17 protein-coding genes are annotated in these 17369 nt (G+C 62.5%); 7 read left to right on the top strand and 10 right to left on the bottom strand.

Features of this window, described 5'->3' with window-relative positions; all coding sequences use genetic code 11:
- Positions 1 to 9: 9 nt before the first annotated feature.
- A complete protein-coding gene (tsaE, locus tag PSH87_RS02645; RefSeq protein ID WP_305432394.1) occupies positions 10 to 480 on the bottom strand; it encodes a tRNA (adenosine(37)-N6)-threonylcarbamoyltransferase complex ATPase subunit type 1 TsaE in 471 nt (156 codons plus the stop codon).
- Positions 468 to 1328 (bottom strand): NAD(P)H-hydrate dehydratase, encoded by an 861-nt coding sequence (locus PSH87_RS02640; RefSeq protein WP_305432392.1) that lies wholly within the window; start codon positions 1326 to 1328, stop codon positions 468 to 470. Before PSH87_RS02640 ends, tsaE begins: the two co-directional genes overlap by 13 nt.
- Positions 1329 to 1391: 63 nt before the next feature.
- Here PSH87_RS02640 and queG point away from each other — a divergent pair, with 63 nt between their 5' ends.
- Entirely contained in the window at positions 1392 to 2459 is a 1068-nt protein-coding gene (gene queG / locus PSH87_RS02635; protein ID WP_305432390.1) for a tRNA epoxyqueuosine(34) reductase QueG, read from the top strand.
- On the opposite strand, the gene PSH87_RS02630 is transcribed toward queG, so the two are convergent.
- Positions 2456 to 3070 (bottom strand): trimeric intracellular cation channel family protein, encoded by a 615-nt coding sequence (locus PSH87_RS02630; RefSeq protein ID WP_017734952.1) that lies wholly within the window; start codon positions 3068 to 3070, stop codon positions 2456 to 2458. The genes queG and PSH87_RS02630 overlap by 4 nt on opposite strands.
- A gap of 184 nt (positions 3071 to 3254) precedes the next feature.
- Entirely contained in the window at positions 3255 to 3797 is a 543-nt protein-coding gene (gene orn / locus PSH87_RS02625; protein WP_003171343.1) for an oligoribonuclease, read from the bottom strand.
- Positions 3798 to 3906: 109 nt separating this feature from the next.
- Between orn and rsgA the strand changes: the two genes are divergently transcribed.
- Positions 3907 to 4938, top strand: a complete 1032-nt coding sequence (rsgA, locus tag PSH87_RS02620) for a small ribosomal subunit biogenesis GTPase RsgA (protein WP_017734951.1) — start codon at positions 3907 to 3909, stop codon at positions 4936 to 4938.
- A 71-nt stretch (positions 4939 to 5009) separates the two neighbouring features.
- Here the strand turns inward: rsgA and PSH87_RS02615 are convergent, their stop codons facing one another.
- Positions 5010 to 5222: a hypothetical protein gene (locus PSH87_RS02615; RefSeq protein WP_157356470.1), complete on the bottom strand. Its 213-nt coding sequence runs from the start codon at positions 5220 to 5222 to the stop codon at positions 5010 to 5012.
- A 2-nt stretch (positions 5223 to 5224) separates the two neighbouring features.
- Between PSH87_RS02615 and PSH87_RS02610 the strand changes: the two genes are divergently transcribed.
- A complete protein-coding gene (locus PSH87_RS02610) occupies positions 5225 to 5620 on the top strand; it encodes a type II toxin-antitoxin system PemK/MazF family toxin (RefSeq protein WP_305432387.1) in 396 nt (131 codons plus the stop codon).
- Between the two features lie 60 nt (positions 5621 to 5680).
- Here PSH87_RS02610 and motB read toward each other — a convergent pair whose 3' ends face one another.
- Together motB and motA are read right to left on the bottom strand one after the other, a co-directional pair.
- Positions 5681 to 6697, bottom strand: coding sequence for a flagellar motor protein MotB (motB, locus tag PSH87_RS02605; RefSeq protein WP_305432385.1), 1017 nt, complete (start codon positions 6695 to 6697; stop codon positions 5681 to 5683).
- Between the two features lie 3 nt (positions 6698 to 6700).
- Positions 6701 to 7552: a flagellar motor stator protein MotA gene (gene motA / locus PSH87_RS02600; protein WP_010213623.1), complete on the bottom strand. Its 852-nt coding sequence runs from the start codon at positions 7550 to 7552 to the stop codon at positions 6701 to 6703.
- 167 nt (positions 7553 to 7719) lie between these two features.
- Between motA and PSH87_RS02595 the strand changes: the two genes are divergently transcribed.
- From PSH87_RS02595 to asd, 3 genes are read left to right on the top strand one after another with little or no spacing between them, the layout of a single operon-like run.
- Positions 7720 to 9255 carry an HDOD domain-containing protein gene (locus PSH87_RS02595; protein WP_017734948.1) on the top strand — a complete coding sequence of 512 codons (1536 nt, stop codon included), beginning with the start codon at positions 7720 to 7722 and terminating at the stop codon, positions 9253 to 9255.
- A gap of 57 nt (positions 9256 to 9312) precedes the next feature.
- Positions 9313 to 10128 (top strand): rhodanese-like domain-containing protein, encoded by an 816-nt coding sequence (locus PSH87_RS02590; RefSeq protein ID WP_305432383.1) that lies wholly within the window; start codon positions 9313 to 9315, stop codon positions 10126 to 10128.
- A gap of 16 nt (positions 10129 to 10144) precedes the next feature.
- On the top strand, positions 10145 to 11005 hold the full coding sequence (gene asd / locus PSH87_RS02585; protein ID WP_017734946.1) for an archaetidylserine decarboxylase: 861 nt from the start codon (positions 10145 to 10147) through the stop codon (positions 11003 to 11005).
- 127 nt (positions 11006 to 11132) lie between these two features.
- Here the strand turns inward: asd and serB are convergent, their stop codons facing one another.
- A complete protein-coding gene (gene serB / locus PSH87_RS02580) occupies positions 11133 to 12347 on the bottom strand; it encodes a phosphoserine phosphatase SerB (RefSeq protein ID WP_017734945.1) in 1215 nt (404 codons plus the stop codon).
- 133 nt (positions 12348 to 12480) lie between these two features.
- Here serB and PSH87_RS02575 point away from each other — a divergent pair, with 133 nt between their 5' ends.
- Entirely contained in the window at positions 12481 to 13989 is a 1509-nt protein-coding gene (locus tag PSH87_RS02575) for an AhpA/YtjB family protein (protein WP_305432381.1), read from the top strand.
- A 201-nt stretch (positions 13990 to 14190) separates the two neighbouring features.
- Here the strand turns inward: PSH87_RS02575 and PSH87_RS02570 are convergent, their stop codons facing one another.
- Together PSH87_RS02570 and parC are read right to left on the bottom strand one after the other, a co-directional pair.
- A complete protein-coding gene (locus PSH87_RS02570; protein ID WP_026136553.1) occupies positions 14191 to 14901 on the bottom strand; it encodes a membrane integrity-associated transporter subunit PqiC in 711 nt (236 codons plus the stop codon).
- A 175-nt stretch (positions 14902 to 15076) separates the two neighbouring features.
- Complete coding sequence (gene parC / locus PSH87_RS02565; RefSeq protein WP_207041136.1) at positions 15077 to 17341, bottom strand: DNA topoisomerase IV subunit A; 2265 nt, start codon at positions 17339 to 17341, stop codon at positions 15077 to 15079.
- Between the last annotated feature and the right edge of the window lie 28 nt (positions 17342 to 17369).

Genomic DNA, 17369 nt, shown 5'->3' with positions numbered 1-17369 from the left:
CCCCACCAATTATTTGAATTCCAATGCCAAAGCGGCGCACCACGACTGGCCGCGCGCGCTCTGGGGCAACAACTTCAGCTGACGTCCTGTGTCATGCGGCGTAATGGTAATGGTCAGGTCCGGCTTTGGCAAAAAGCCTGTGCCTTTATCTGGCCACTCGATCAGGCACAACGCATCCTCATCGAAATAGTCGCGGATGCCCATGTACTCCAGCTCTTCGGGGTCCACCAGGCGGTAGAGGTCGAAGTGAAAGGCGCGGATCGCACCAATCTCGTAAGGCTCTACCAGGGTGAACGTCGGGCTTTTTACCGCGCCCGTATGGCCCAACCCGCGAATAATCCCCCGGGACAAGGTGGTCTTGCCCGCCCCCAGGTCGCCTTCGAGAAAGATCAGCCCCGCGCCGGCCGTCACCTGGGCGATACGCTGACCGAACGCAACCATCGCGTCTTCATCGGCGAGGAAAAGAACTACTTCAGACACGGTGACTGCTCCTCCAGCAATTGACGAATGGCGGGTATCAGGTCGCTGGCCGCCAGCCCGCGACCAAAGCTGCCCTGGCGATCGCCCGCCGTGGCGTGCAACCACACGGCCAGGCAGCTTGCCTCATAGGCAGGCATGCCCTGGGCCAGCAACGCCCCGACCAGACCGGCCAGCACATCACCCAGCCCGGCCGTGGCCATCGCCGGATGGCCTTGGTCACAGCGCGCAATACGCCCGTCCGGGCAGGCAATCAAACTGCCAGCCCCCTTGAGAATAGCCACTGCATTGAATTTCTGGCTCAACGCGCGCGCTACCTTAAGTCGGTCGGCCTGAACCTCGGCTGTCGAAAGGCCCAACAAGCGCGCGGCTTCGCCCGGATGCGGGGTAATCACCGAGTTCGCCGGGAGGCTGACACCGCCCGAGGCCAACTGGTTCAGGGCGTCGGCGTCCCAGACTTGTGGCTGGCGCGCGTTGGCAGCGACCGACAACAGGCTTTTGCCCCAAGCCGCATTGCCCAGGCCAGGACCAATGACGATGACCGAGATGTTTTCCAGCAAGCCCATCAGTTGGTTGGCCGAACTCACGCCCACGGTCATGACTTCCGGCAAGCGCGCCAACGCGGCGGGCACGTGCTCCGGGCGCGTCGCCAGGGAGACCAGGCCAGCGCCACTGCGCAACGCACTTTCGGCGCTCAGCAGCGCTGCGCCGCCCAGGCCACGGTCGCCGCCGATCACCAGCAGGTGGCCGAACTGGCCTTTATGGGCATCCGGGGAACGCGCAGCCAGTTGCGGCAAATCGCCGGGCAACAGGGGCTGAACGTCGGTAATTGGGTGTTTTGTCTGCGGCATGCGTCTTCAAGCTCCGATGTCTGGCAGAATTATACGCATCTAACCTGTGGTTTCCCGTGTCTCATGCCTGCTATTACCTCCGATCTGCCCGCCCTCGCCCAATCGATCAAAGACTGGGGCCGCGAACTGGGCTTTCAACAAGTCGGCATCAGCGGCCTGGACCTGGCCGAGCATGAGCAGCACCTGCAACGCTGGCTCGATGCCGGCTACCACGGCGAGATGGACTACATGGGCGCCCACGGCAGCAAGCGCTCCCACCCGGACGAACTGGTACCCGGCACGTTGCGCGTGGTCTCACTGCGCATGGACTACTTGCCCGGCGACACGCAAATGGCGCAATTGCTGGCCAAACCGGAAAAAGCCTACATCTCCCGCTACGCCCTCGGCCGCGACTACCACAAGCTGATCCGCAAGCGCGTGCAGCAACTGGCCGATCGCATCCAGGCGCAAATCGGCCCGTTCGGCTTTCGCGCGTTTGTCGACAGCGCGCCGGTGCTGGAAAAAGCCATCGCCGAACAGGCCGGCCTGGGTTGGATCGGCAAGAACACCCTGGTACTCAATCGCAAGGCCGGCAGCTATTTCTTCCTCAGCGAACTGTTTGTCGATTTGCCGCTGCCGGTGGACGAACCCCACAGCACCGAACACTGTGGCCGCTGCACGGCATGCCTGGACATCTGCCCCACCAATGCCTTCGTCGGCCCCTATGTGCTGGACGCGCGGCGCTGCATTTCCTACCTGACCATCGAACTCAAGAGCGCGATCCCGGAAGATCTTCGCCCACTGATCGGCAACCGCGTGTTCGGCTGTGATGACTGTCAGATCGTCTGCCCGTGGAATCGTTTCGCCCGCGCCACAGGCGAAAGCGACTTCAAGCCACGCCACAACCTCGACAACGCCGAACTGGCCGAGCTGTTTATGTGGGACGAGGACAAGTTCCTCAGCAGCACCGAAGGCTCGCCTCTACGACGTGCCGGCTACGAGCGCTGGCTGCGCAACCTGGCGGTGGGCCTGGGCAATGCGCCGTCAAGCATTCCGGTGCTGGAAGCCTTGAAGGCGCGGCGGGAGTATCCGTCGGAGCTGGTGCGCGAACACGTGGAATGGGCGCTGAACCAGCACGCCACGCGCGCTTAGTGCACGTCGTCGTTATAGACGAACTTGGGCATTTCCCAGTGAAAGCGGATCGCCAACAGGCGTAAGAGAAAACCGCTGAACAGGGTCAGCAGAATCGATTGCTCGCTGGGCAGCTCAAGGTAGAGGCACAGCAGGTAAAACCAGGCGGCGAGGAACGACACGCTGGCGTACAGCTCACGGCGGAAGATCAGCGGGATGTCGTTGCAGAAGATATCCCGCAGGATGCCGCCAAATACGCCGGTGATCACCCCGCTGACCGACGCCACCAGCATGCCGTGGCCCATTTCCAGGGCGGTCATGCAGCCGATCAGGGTGAACGCCACCAGGCCCACCGCGTCCAGCGCCAAAAACAGCGAGCGCAGACGGCGCATCAGCGGCGCTATGAAGATCGTCAGCAGCGCTGCGACCGAGGTCAGCACCAGGTATTCCGGGTGTTTGACCCAGGTCAGCGGGTAGTGCCCCAGCAGCACGTCACGCACCGAACCGCCACCCAGCGCCGTCACGCAGGCGATCAGCACCACGCCAAACCAGTCCATGCCGCGCCGCCCGGCGGACAGGGCGCCAGTCATGGCTTCGGCGGTGATGGCGATGAGGTAGAGCATGAGCAGCATGGTGGCGATCCTTGCAAAGAAGCGCGCAGTCTAATCATTTGGTGATGGCACCAAAAGGGGGCGCCTGGCGAAAGACCGCGTCGCCTCTATCGCAGGCAAGCCAGCTCCCACATTTTGATTTGCGAATGCCGTCAACTGTGGGAGCTGGCTTGCCTGCGATAGCGCCGGTTCAGGCGCCGACAAATCAAGCCTTGATGAAATGCTTGCGGTAATGCTGCAACTCGGCGATCGACTCGCGAATATCATCCAGCGCCAGGTGCGTGCTGCCTTTATGGAAGCTGTCTTTGACTTCCGGCGCCCAACGCGCGGCCAGCTCTTTCAAGGTGGACACATCCAGGTTGCGGTAGTGGAAGTAGCTTTCCAGCCCCTTCATATGGGTATAAAGGAAGCGACGATCCTGGCAGATGCTGTTGCCGCAGATCGGCGACTTGCCCTTCGGCACCCATTTTTCCAGGAAAGCGATGGTCTCGGCTTCGGCTTCGGCCATGCTGATACGGCTGTCGCGCACGCGCTGGGTCAGGCCGGAGTTGCCGTGGGTGCGGGTGTTCCACTCGTCCATGGTGGCGAGCACGGCGTCGCTGTGGTGAATGGCGATCACCGGACCTTCGGCCAAGGTGTTGAGGTTGCTGTCGGTGACAATGGTCGCCATCTCGATGATGACGTCGGTGTCGGGGTTCAGACCGGTCATTTCCAGATCGATCCAAATCAGGTTCTGTGGGTTTTGCATGGCTTGATTCTCTTGGCACCTTGGCGTAGCTGCGCAGTTTAGCAGGCAGCGGCATGCTAGACTCGCGACCGTTTTACCTATTCCTTTGCATTATCGACACGGAACACCAATGGCCAAACGCCAGCTCAATCGTCGCCAAAACTGGCGCATCGAAAAGATTCAAGGTGAACGCGCCGCTCGCGCCGCCAAACGTGAATCCTCCGCCGTGGAAGCGCTTGAGGGCGGCGACCTGGGCCCCGAGCAAACGGGCCTGGTGATCGCGCACTTTGGTGTGCAGGTCGAAGTCGAGGCGCTGGAAGGCGAACTCGCGGGCCAAGTGTTCCGTTGCCACTTGCGCGCCAACCTGCCGGCGCTGGTCACCGGCGACAAGGTGGTCTGGCGTGCCGGCAACCAGGGCATCGGCGTGATCGTCGCCCAGCTGCCGCGCACCACCGAACTGCGTCGCCCCGACAGCCGTGGCCAGCTCAAGCCAGTGGCAGCCAACGTCGACATGATCGTGATCGTGTTCGCGCCACTGCCCGAGCCCCATGCCAACCTGATCGACCGCTACCTGGTAGCGGCCGAGCACGCCGGCATCCGCCCGCTGTTGCTGCTGAACAAATTCGACCTGATCGACGAACAGAACGCCCCGGCCCTGAACGCGCTGCTGGCGGTCTACCGCACCCTGGGTTACCCGGTCCTGGAGGTTTCGGCCCATCACGGTAACGGCATGGAACAACTGCAACAGCAGTTGGACGGGCGCATCAGCGTGTTTGTCGGCCAGTCCGGCGTGGGTAAATCCTCGCTGGTCAACAGCCTGCTGCCGGAAGTCGATACCCGTGTGGGCCCGCTGTCGGAACTGTCCGGCCAGGGCACCCACACCACCACCACGGCGCGGCTGTTCCACTTCCCGGGCGGCGGCGAGCTGATCGACTCTCCCGGCATCCGCGAATTCGGCCTCGGCCACGTCAGCCGCAGCGATGTGGAAGCGGGCTTTATCGAGTTCAACGACCTGATCGGCACCTGCCGCTTCCGCGACTGCAAGCACGACCGCGAGCCGGGTTGTGCGTTGCTCAAGGCCCTGGAAGATGGGCGTGTGCAGCAGCAGCGGATGAATAGCTATCGGTCGATTATTGCGAGCTTGCCGGAGAGCAGTTACTGAGCGGCCAAGTCTTGATACATATAAATCAAGCTGCGGGGCGCGCTACTCCATTGATTTAATGGGGGCTGGCATCAAGAATTCATCACAACTGGGCGCTTCACCGTTACATGCCAGCTTGAATTCGGAATTTCTGATGTCCATAATCGCTCCGTCACCAGCGAAAGCTGGCAGGAGTCTGGGTCCTTTTCGGGGTTGATCCAGCGGCGCAGAAGGGGCGAAGCAAGCTCCACTGCGTGTCGAATGAAGCCGCCTTCGGGCGGCTTTGCTTTTTGTGGGGAAATCACGATTGGCTCTCTACTATCACCCCAAACAAGGCGATGTGCTTCTCTGCGACTTCACACGAGGGTTTGTCGCCCCGGAAATGCTGAAGATCCGCAAAGTCGTGGTGATCTCACCTACCGCCACGCACAACCGTAAACTCTGCACAGTGGTCCCCATATCCTCTACGGCCCCGGATATACAGCACGACTGGCACCACCTACTGCGCACCAATCCACTTCAGTCCGATGGCTACAAAGAGCTGTGGGTGAAGTGCGACATGATCTACACCGTCAGCTTCGAGCGCCTCGACAAACTCCATAGAAAGACCCGCACCAAAGGCCGAGAATATTTCGTTCCACGTCTGTGTATCGACGACATGCAAGGTGTGATCAGCGGCGTCAAAGCCTATCTCCCCCTCTGACCAGAAATGAAAACGCCCCGAATAGTCGGGGCGTTTTCATTTGTTAGCGTCCACTGATGCTTACGAACCAGCCTTAGGCACCGTAGGATCCTTCACCCCACCATCATCAAACAGGTTCAACTTCTGCCGCAGCTCATGGGCCGGCAACGGCTCTTGCCCAGGCGGGATCGCATTCGGATCAGCCGGCACTTCACCCGGCGCGCCCGCACCCGGTGTCGGCGCTGGCTTGGGCTGGTCACCTTCAATCGCACGCTGGGCCTTTTTGGTCAGCACGACGATGTCGATGCGGCGGTTGATCGGGTTGAACGGGTCTTCGTGATCAAACAGCTGCGACGAGGCAAACCCCACCACGCGTGCCACTTGCGGGTCCGGGTAGCTGCCGGCCACCAGCGCGCGGCGGGCGGCGTTGGCGCGGTTGGCCGAGAGTTCCCAGTTGCCGAAGTCGCCCTGGCCCGAGTACGGCTTGGCGTCGGTGTGGCCGCTGATGCTGATCTTGTTCGGCACCGCCTTGATGGTGTCGGCCATGGCCAGCAGGATGTCTTCAAAGTACGGCTTCAGGCGCGCGCTGCCGGAATCGAACATCGGCCGGTTGGCCGCGTCGGTGATCTGGATGCGCAGGCCGTCCGGGGTGATCTCGAAGGAAATCTGGTCCTTGAACTTCAGTAGCTGCGGGTTCTCGTCCACCTTGGTCTGCAACTCTTGCAGCAACAGCTCCAGGCGTTCCTGCTCGACCTGCTCGGCCATGGACTCGACGGTGTCGCGCTCGATCGGGATATTTTCCTGCGGCGACTCGGTCTTGATCTCGGGGTTGATGGTGCGCTCCGGCGCCAACTGCGGCGAGCCGCCGAGGTCGATGACGAAGGGCGTGCCGCTTTCCGAGAAGCCAATCGGGTCCTTGAAGTAACCGGCGATGGCGATCTTCTGTTCCGGCGTGGCGGTGGACATCAGCCACAGCACCAGGAAGAACGCCATCATCGCCGTCGCAAAGTCGGCGAAGGCGATTTTCCAGGCACCGCCATGGTGCCCCGCAGCGAAGCGCTTGACGCGCTTGATGATTATCGGCTGGTTGTTTTCCATGGCTTAGCGACCGCGAACCGCTTGTTCCAGCTCGGCGAAGCTTGGGCGATGTTTCGGGTACAGCACCTTGCGACCGAACTCCACCGCCAGCGATGGCGGCATGCCGGAAGCGGACGCGACCAGGCTGGCCTTGATCGATTCGTACAGGTTGATTTCTTCCTTGGCATCGTGGGCCAGGGAGGTCGCCAGTGGGCCGAAGAAGCCGTAGGCCGCGAGAATACCGAAGAAGGTACCTACGAGTGCCGCACCTACGTGCATGCCGATGGCCGCCTGGTCGCCTTCGCCCAGGGAGGCCATGGTCACCACGATACCGAGTACTGCCGCGACGATACCGAAGCCGGGCATGCCGTCGGCGATGCCGGTCACCGCGTGGGATGGGTGCTCCAGCTCTTCCTTGAGGCTGAACAATTCCATGTCGAACAGGCCTTCCAGCTCATGGGGGGCCATGTTGCCGGAGGACATGATGCGCAGGTAATCACAGATGTAGGCGGTCATGCGCTCATCTTTGAGCACGGCCGGGTACTTGGCGAAAATCGGGCTCGCCGCGGCATCTTCGATGTCGGCCTCGATGGCCATCATGCCTTCGCGGCGGCTCTTGTTGAGGATTTCGTACACCAGCCCCAGCACTTCCAGGTAGAAGGTGTGGGTGAAACGCGAACCGAACATGCCCAGCGACTTCTTGATCACGTGCATGGTCATGTAGCCGGGGTTCGCTTGCAGGAACGCGCCCAACGCCGCACCACCGATAATCATCACCTCGAAAGGCTGGATCAGCGCGGCAATTTTACCGTGGGACAGGACGTACCCGCCGAGCACGCTTGCGAAGACGACGATGATGCCGATAATTTTAGCCATAGGGGATCTGTACTTGCGCCGTCGGGTTCATGGACATATTTGGAGGAACTGCAAAACTCTTGTTCTACTTATCGGCAAAACTGCGCCAGACTATAGGCCGTTAAGGCGAAAAGCCAGTTCGGCCCGATCCGGGCGTGTTGACCGCAAGTGATGATCGCGCCCCAATCATGGCTAATGAAACGACAGTCCCAATTGCAAAACCCACTTCCCTCGCCGCTTGGATCAAGCGCCTGGACGATGTGCTGCTGCCCGTCCCCCAGGCCAGCCACGAGCGCGTGTGCAAAGGCATCCGCGATAGCCGCAGTTCGTTGCGAGATATTGCCGAGCTGATGCAGAACAGCCCGGCGCTGGTGCTCAGCGTGATGCGCGAAGCCAATAGCCATACCCACGGCAGTTTCACGGAGCCTGCGGAAAACCTCGAAGTGGCGCTCAACCGCCTCGGCCTGAAACGCGCTGAAGAGCTGCTGGCGCGGCTGCCGTCGGTGCCGGCCCATGAGATTCCCGTGGCCTTGCGCCAATTGCTGCTGGTCAGCCAGCACGCCTCGCAACAGGCCAGCGGCTTGTTCGCCAGCCGCCTGGCGCGCTTGTGGCAGGACATTCACTGGGGCAGCCTGCTGTTTTTGGCGCCGCTGTGGCCGATGGCGGTCGCCTACCCCAAGCTCCTTGAGGAATGGGAACTGCGGGTGATCCACAAAGGCCAGTCGGCGCGCCAGGTCGAGCAGGAATTGTTCGGCGTACGCCTGCTGGACCTGTGCCTGGGCTTGACCGAAGCCTGGCACCTGCCGATCTGGGTCTCCCAGGGCTACAACCTGTTGCTTAAAGAGCAGCGTTTGCTGGTCAAGGCGCTGCACATCGCCCGCGAAGACGACGCCTTGCGCCAGCAGCAATTGCTCGACGCCGAACCCAACCTGCGGCGCTGGCTGAACCAGCCGGCCAACACCGTGCTGCTGGCCAACGGCCTGGCGATGTCGGCCCAGGAGTCCTGGACCTGCCCGCACACCGAGCGCTGGCAATACCTCACCGCGCTGTACCTGCAACAGCCCCTGGGCGATGTGCAGCAGCAAGTCCACCAGCAAGCCGTGACCAGCGCGCGCACCACGCTGATGCCGGATTTGTGGCACCCGGCGTTGTCGCTGATCTGGCCGTGGCACGTGCAAAAAATCCATCGCGGCCTGCTGCCCGCGCCGCCACCCACCGCCGAATCCCTGGCCGTCTGGCGCAAGCGCTGCACCGAATTGCTGGTAGAGCCAAGCCGTTTCGCCAACGCCATGCACCTGACCACCTGCGCCAAGGAAGCCTTGGTAGCGAGCGGCATGCAGCGGGTCATGCTGCTGATGACCGACCGCGCCCAAAGCACCTTGCGTGTGCATCAGGCCGACGGCCTGCCGAAGGACGCCGCCAACCTCAGCCTGGACGTGACCAATAGCACCCTGCTGCAACGCCTGCTGGAAAAGTCCGCGCAAGTGCGCCTCACCCCGGACAACCACGCGCAGTTCTCGGCCTTGCTGCCGCCGATCCTGCGCCGCCTGTTCACCGGCGAACACCTGCTGCTGCGCTCCCTGAGCTGCAACGGCAAGGTGGTGATGCTGATGGTGGCCGACCAGGGCGGCGGGCCGTTCTCGGAAACCACCGTGCAGGCGTTCGGCAAAACCGCGCAATGCATCGAGAAGGCCCTGCACTGCTTTACCAACCGCAGCGCCTGATGCTTGCGCTACAATCGCGGTCCTTTATCGCCAACATTTGTGCCCAGGAGACCTCACATGCCTGACTTCTCTGGCTTGCCGCTGGTGATCGAATCCAGCGACCTGCAAGGTCGCCTTGATGCCGAACACCTGATTCTGGTGGACCTCACCAGCGCTGCCCGCTACGCCCAGGGGCATATCCCCGGCGCGCATTTCGTTGACCCCAAGCGCACCCAACTGGGCCAGCCGCCTGCACCGGGCCTGCTGCCCCATAAGGCCGACCTGGAAAAACTCTTCGGCGAACTGGGCCACACCCCGGACGCGACCTACGTGGTCTACGACGACGAAGGCGGCGGCTGGGCCGGGCGCTTCATCTGGATGCTCGACGTGATCGGCCATCAGAAATACCACTACCTCGACGGCGGCCTGCTGGCCTGGCTCGAAGGCCAGCACCCGGTCAGCACCGAGGTGCCCGCGCCCGCCGGCGGCCCGGTCAGCCTGACGCTGCACGACGGCCCCACTGCCACCCGCGAGTACCTGCAAAGCCGCCTCGGCGCGCCCGACCTGGGCATCTGGGACGCACGCGGCCCGCTGGAGTATTCCGGCGAGAAAGTCCTCGCCGCCAAAGGTGGGCACATCCCCGGCGCCGTGAACTTCGAATGGACGGCAGGCATGGACCCGGCGCGCAACCTGCGCATCCGCCGCGACATGCCGCAGATCCTCGAAGACCTCGGGCTGACCCGCGACAAAGAAATCATCACCCACTGCCAGACTCACCACCGCTCTGGCTTCACCTACCTGGTGGCCAAGGCGCTCGGTTATCCGCGAGTCAAAGGTTATGCCGGTTCCTGGGGCGAATGGGGCAACCACCCCGACACCCCCGTTGAGATTTAAGGTTTAAGGACAGTAAATGAAAAAGCAGTTGTTTATCCTCAGCCAGTACTTGCTGCCGCACCACCTGCTGTCGCGCTTGGCCGGCTGCATTGCCGAGTGCCGCGTGCGCTGGTTCAAGAACGCCTTCACCAGCTGGTTCGCCAAGCGCTATCAGGTGGACATGTCCCAGGCCCTGGTGGAAGACGTGACCGCCTACGAACACTTCAACGCGTTCTTCACCCGCGCCTTGAAAGACGGCGCCCGCCCGCTGGACCCAACCCCGGGCGCGATCTTGAGCCCCGCCGACGGCGCGGTCAGCCAGCTTGGCCCGATCGAGCATGGTCGCGTGTTCCAGGCCAAAGGCCACAGCTTCAGCGTGCTGGAACTGCTGGGTGGCGACTCGGCCGTCGCGGCGCCGTTCATGGGCGGTGATTTTGCGACCGTGTACCTGTCGCCGAAGGACTACCACCGCGTGCACATGCCGCTGGCCGGCACCCTGCGCGAAATGATCTACATCCCGGGGCGCATCTTCTCGGTCAACCAGACCACCGCCGAAAATGTACCGGAGCTGTTTGCCCGTAACGAACGTGTTGCCTGCATTTTCGACACCGAACGCGGCCCGATGGCCGTGGTGTTGGTGGGTGCGATGATTGTGGCGTCGATTGAAACCGTGTGGGCTGGCTTGGTGACACCGCCGAAGCGCGAGCTGAAAACCTTCCGCTATGACGAAGCGGCGCGTGCGCCGATTCACCTGGAAAAAGGTGCGGAGCTGGGTCGGTTCAAGCTGGGTTCGACCGCGATCGTGCTGTTCGGGCCGGATCAGGTGAAGTGGGCTGAAGAGCTGGCGGCCGGCACTCCGGTGCAGATGGGCCAGGGCATGGCACTGCCAAAAGCCTGATTCACAATAGATTTAAAGCTGGAACCCGATCAATGTGGGAGCTGGCTTGCCTGCGATAGCGGTGGTGAATCCAACACCGCTATCGCAGGCAAGCCAGCTCCCACATTTTTTTATCGCATTTGTTCAGTTACAGCTGACCGTCGCGATCGCGAAAGCCCAGCAGATACAACACCCCATCCAACCCCAACGTCGAAATCGCCTGCTTCGCCGACTGTTTCACCAACGGCTTGGCGCGGAACGCCACACCCAACCCGGCAATCGCCAGCATCGGCAGGTCATTCGCACCGTCGCCGACCGCAATGGTCTGCTCCAGACGCAAACCTTCCTTGTGCGCCAACTCCTTCAGCAAGTCCGCCTTGCGCTGCGCATCGACAATCGGCTCGACCGCCACGCCTGTCACCTTGCCGTCCACCACTTCCAGCTCGTTGGCGAACACGTAGTCGATGCCCAACTTGGCCTGCAATTGCTTGGCGAAGTAGGTAAAGCCGCCCGACAGGATCGCGGTCTTGTAGCCCAGGCGCTTGAGTTCGGCGAACAGGGTTTCGGCGCCTTCGGTCAGACGCAGCGAGGCGCCGATGGAGTCCAGCACGCTGACGTCCAGGCCTTTGAGCAGCGCCAGGCGTTCCTTGAAGCTCGCGCGAAAATCCAGTTCACCGGCCATGGCGCGCTCGGTGATCTCGGAGACTTGCTCGCCCACGCCGGCCGCCTTGGCCAATTCGTCGATGACTTCCGCTTCGATCAGCGTGGAGTCCATGTCGAACACCGCCAGGCGGCGGTTGCGGCGGAACAGCGAGTCTTCCTGGAAGGCGATATCGACATTCAACTCCTGGGCCACGCTGAGGAACTCAGCACGCAGGGCTTGCGGATCAGCCGGCTCGCCGCGCACGGAGAACTCGATGCAACCCTTGCCCTTGTCGGCCGGGGTGTCCAGCGGCATGCGACCCGACAGACGGTCAATGTGGTCGATATTCAAACCGTATTGCGCGGTAATCGAGCTGACACGCTGGAGCTGCTCGGCCGTGACCTTGCGAGTCAACAGCGTCACGATGTGGCGTTTCTTGCCCTGGCCGGCGACCCAATGCTGGTAATCGGCTTCGGACACCGGGGTGAAACGCACCTGTTGATCGAGCTTGTACGCCGTAAACAGGATGTCCTTGAGCACCGAGGACGCCTGTTCAGTGCTCGGGATCTCGACCAGGATGCCGAACGACAGCGTGTCGTGGATCACCGCCTGGCCGATGTCGAGAATGTTCACACCACCCTGGGCCAGAACGCCGGTAATCGCCGCCGTCAGACCCGGGCGATCTTCACCGGTGATGTTTATCAGGACAATTTCGCGCAAGGCGCACCCCCAGGCTGGAAAAAAACCGCATTCTACCCACTTTCAGTGACCATCGGGCACAGCCAGCGCTTTGACGCTCTGGGGCCTGTCGCTATACTGCGCGTCAACTTCACGGACCAAGAGCCGAGCGCAAGTGAACCGGCCCACGCCAGTAAAAACCGATAACTTCTTCCTGCTGATCTTCCGGGCACTGCGCCACCGCCGTGTACCGATCGCATTACGCATCGCCAGCCATAACGTGATCCTGGTCGCCCTGGCCCTGGTGATCTACGCCTGCGTGATGGGTTTGCAGTTCAAACAGGCCATGCACGAACAGGCCGACGCCCTGGGCGAGAGCCTGACCACGCAGACCGCCACGTCGGCGACCGAGCTGTTGGTGTCCAATGACATCCTCAGCCTCAACGTGCTGCTCAACAACCTGACCAAGAACCCGCTGGTGGCCCACGCTGCCATCTACAGCGTGGACAACCGGATCATGGCCGAAGCCGGGCAACGCCCGAAGAACGGCCTGCTGGGCGAAGCCGAAGGCTTGTACCAGAGCAACATCACGTTCCAGGACGTGAAGGCCGGCCAGCTGCGCATCAGCCTGGACATGCAGCAATTCCAGCAGCCGATGACCATCAGCCTGCAAAGCATGGGCATCCTCAGCGCGATCCTGCTGGCCCTGGCGTTGGCCCTGAGCCTGCGCCTGGGTCGGCATATCTCCACGCCGCTGATGCAACTGCGCATCTGGCTGCGGGACATCGACGAACACACCCCGGCCACCGACCGCCAGGATGAAATCGGCGACCTCGCCCGCCAGCTGCACGCCAGCTTCGCCCCGGAGCCGACCGTGCGCGCGCCGGAGCCCGAGCCGGAATACGACGACGAGCCCGAGTTCGACGTGGGTGAGCCGGGTTTTGCCGAAAACGCACCGGTTGCTGGCCTCAAGCCTGCCACCCGCAAAGCGATCCAGGCCGACGAGGACGAATTGGACGACGAAGACCCGTTCGCCGACCTGCGCGATACCGCGGCAAACAGCCCGGCCGTCGCGCCGACGCCTGCCCCGGTGAAGAACGCCGAGCCCCAGCACAGTGCGGTCCTGGCCGTGCAACTGGGCTCCCAGGATCAACTGCGCCGCCTGCCCCGTACCCGCCTGACGGAACTGCTGGAACGCTACCGCGACTGCCTCGACCAGGCCGCCTCGCTGTACCAGAGCGAACTGCACACCCTGAACGACGGCAGCACGCTGATGCTGTTCCACAGCGAAGACAGCGGCGAAGACTACCTGACCAACGCCATCTGCTGCGGCGAGCTGCTGCGCGCCCTGGGCCATGCCTTGCAGATCGAAGTGGCGGACAGTGGCATCACGTTGCAACTGCAACTGGGCCTGACGGTGAGCGACGACCTGTTTGGCATGAGCCAGATCGACCTGCTGCTCACCGAGAGCGCACAGGATGCCCTGGCCTTGTCGCAACACAGCCGCAACCTGCTGCTGGTGGAGCGCAAGATCAGTGAAGACACGCTGATCCGCCAGCGCGCCCGTATCCGCCCGATTGCCAGCCCTGAGGGGGCGAGCTGTGTGGAGCGGTTGATGGAGCCGTATCCGTCGATGCTGGAGCGGCAACTGGCGCGGATGCACGAGACCCGCACCAAGATTTAAGACACTGCACAAACACCTGTGGGAAACACCTGTGGGAGCGGGCTTGCCCGCGATGGCGGTGGTTCAGCCAAAGATGTGTAGGCTGGCACTCCGCAATCGCGGGCAAGCCCGCTCCCACAAGGGATCTTCGATGACCTCCAAATCGTGCACAAAAAAAGGCCCGCTGAGTCAGCGGGCCTTTTTTTGTGCCGGTGATTCAGGTCAGAACCGGAACACTTCCATATCCGTACGAATCGGCGTAGCCATCGGCATCTTCGGCTTCTGCGGTTCTGCCGGCTTGGCCGCCTGCACCGGCGCCTGCTTGCGCGGCGCTTCGGCAATCGGCGGCTGGTTGGCCAATGGCTTGAGGGCCACCGACAACTGCTCGGCCAAATGCTGCAACAGCACGCCCTGGGCCTGGACCTGGGACGCGGTGGTGCCCGCGTGTTCTTCCTGCAAGTGCACGATGCGGCTGTCACGTACCTGGCCACGGCGGTCGATCAAGCGCCACTGGGCATCCAGGATCGCCGGCTGCGAGGTGCCGGAGTCCAGGCGCGTGATGGTCAGCAAGACCTGCACATCCGGGCTGAACGCCGCTGGCGCAGGCGCGAGCACCACACGCTGGCTGTCCAGATGACCGGCCACCTGGCGCAGCATCAACTGGTTGATGTCAGACGACAGACTGCCCGCCCAACGACCATCGGTGGAACCTTGCAGGCTGCCGTCGTTCTGACGTTGCAGCAGGGTTTCGCGTTGCAGGTAGTCCGCCACGACGACCGGGCCAAGCAATACCGCCATGCCGGCAGCCTGGGCGGGCTGCGCCGGGCTGCCGCTGTCCAGCTGGTACAGCGACACCGGCTGGTGCGTGCTGCAACCCGCCAACCCCAACAGGCCAGCGAGCATCAAAAATAAAGGAACGCGTGGAGCGGTCATCATCCCATCCAGGTGGCTGCCACAAGGCGAACCACAACTAATACTGAAAAAACCCTAAACACGCGCGGCCACGCCGGCGCTGGAAAGGCCATATCATCCGTGAATATGCGCCATGACTCCAGCGCCAAAGCGTCGATCTACGCGTTAAACCGTAGATCGAGGCCTCTAATACGCGTTAAACCGGCGTTTCTACCAACAAAGCATCCACGCGCTGGAAGCCCCGAGGCAGTTTGTTACCACGCCGACCACGCTCGCCCTTGTAATGCTCAAGGTCGTCAGGACGCAGCGACAACGTGCGCTTGCCGGCCTGCAGCACCAGGGTCGCGCCTTCCGGGATCACTGCGATGTCGGTCACGTACTCTTCGCGACTGGCCACGCGCTCGCCAGGAATGCCGATGATCTTGTTGCCCTTGCCCTTGCCCAGCTGCGGCAGGTCGCTGATCTTGAACACCAGCAAACGCCCTTCGGTGGTCACCGAGGCCAGCCAGTTGCTCTCGCGATCGTCCACCGGTCGCGGCAGGATCACCTTGGCGTTGTTCGGCAGGCTCAACAGCGCCTTGCCCGCCTTGTTCTTGGCCTGCAGGTCTTCACCCTTGACCACGAAACCGTAACCCGCGTCCGACGCAATCACGTACAGCGAATCGTCATCCGGCAGCAGCACACACTCGAAATTCGCCCCCGGTGGCGGCGTCAGGCGCCCGGTCAACGGCTCGCCCTGGCCCCGTGCAGACGGCAAGGTGTGGGCCGGCACCGAATAACTGCGCCCGGTTGAGTCGATAAACACCGCGAACTGGTTGGAACGCCCGGCCGCAGCGGTCTTGAAGCCGTCGCCAGCCTTGTACGACAGGCCAGTGGCGTCAATATCATGCCCCTTGGCCGAACGAACCCAACCCTTTTCCGACAGAACGACGGTAATTTTCTCGTTTGGCAGCAGCTCGGTTTCGGTCAGCGCCTTGGCTTCAGCACGCTGCACGATTGGCGAGCGGCGGTCGTCGCCGTAGGTTTCGGCGTCCTTGATCAGCTCGGTGCGCACCAGCTTCTTCAGCTTGGCTTCGCTGCCCAGCAGGGCTTGCAGCTTGGCTTGTTCCTTGAGCAGCGCGTCTTGCTCGTCGCGCAGCTTCATTTCTTCCAGTCGCGCCAATTGCCGCAAGCGGGTGTCGAGGATGTAGTCGGCCTGGATTTCGCTGAGCTGGAAGCGCGCGATCAACTCGGCTTTCGGGTGCTCGGCGGTACGGATGATGTGGATCACTTCATCCAGGTTGAGGTAGGCAATCAGCAAGCCGTCCAACAGGTGCAAGCGGCGCTCGACCTTGTCCAGGCGGAATTGCAGGCGGCGACGCACGGTCTGCACGCGGAATTCCAGCCACTCCACCAGCAGGTTGCGCAGGTTTTTCAGCTGCGGCTTGCCGTCCAGGCCGATGATGTTGACGTTGACCCGGTAGCTCGACTCGAGGTCGGTGCTGGCGAACAGATGCTGCATCAGCACTTCGTGGTCGACCCGGCTGTTGGTCGGGATGATCACGATGCGGCACGGGTTTTCGTGGTCGGATTCGTCACGCAGGTCGGCCACTTGCGGCAGCTTCGACGGCTTGGCCTGCATCAGGGCGGCGATCTGTTCCAGCACCTTGGCGCCAGACACCTGGTGCGGCAACGCGGTGACGATAATGTCGCCGTCTTCGATGTGGTACACGGCACGCATGCGCACCGAGCCCTTGCCGGTTTCGTACATCTTCAGCAGGTCGGCGCGCGGCGTGATGATTTCCGCTTCGGTCGGGTAGTCCGGGCCCTGGATATGCTCGCAGAGCTGTTCGACCGTGGCCTTGGGCTCATCGAGCAAGCGCACGCACGCTGTGGCCACTTCACGCAGGTTATGCGGCGGTACATCGGTGGCCATGCCCACGGCGATGCCAGTGGTGCCGTTAAGGAGGATATTCGGCAAACGTGCCGGCAACACCAGCGGTTCGTCGAGCGTGCCGTCGAAGTTCGGGCCCCAATCGGCGGTGCCCTGCCCCAGCTCGCTCAGTAGCACTTCCGAGTAACGCGACAGGCGCGCCTCGGTGTAACGCATGGCAGCGAAGGACTTCGGATCATCCGGCGCACCCCAGTTGCCCTGGCCGTCCACCAGCGTGTAGCGGTAGCTGAACGGCTGGGCCATCAGCACCATGGCTTCGTAGCAGGCGGAGTCGCCGTGGGGGTGGAACTTGCCGAGCACGTCGCCGACGGTACGCGCCGACTTCTTGTGCTTGGAATCAGCGTCCAGGCCCAACTCACTCATGGCGTAGATGATGCGCCGTTGCACGGGCTTCAGGCCGTCGCCGATATGCGGCAAGGCACGGTCCATGATCACGTACATGGAGTAGTTGAGGTAGGCACTTTCGGTGAAGTCAGCCAGCGACCGGCGTTCTACGCCATCTAAGCTGTCTGCGAGGATGTCACTCATGCGGGCCTCATCATTGGGTAAGGCGCGG

Source organism: Pseudomonas sp. FP453, from assembly GCF_030687495.1.
Lineage (GTDB): Bacteria > Pseudomonadota > Gammaproteobacteria > Pseudomonadales > Pseudomonadaceae > Aquipseudomonas.
This window is presented reverse-complemented; position numbering and strand designations above follow the sequence as displayed.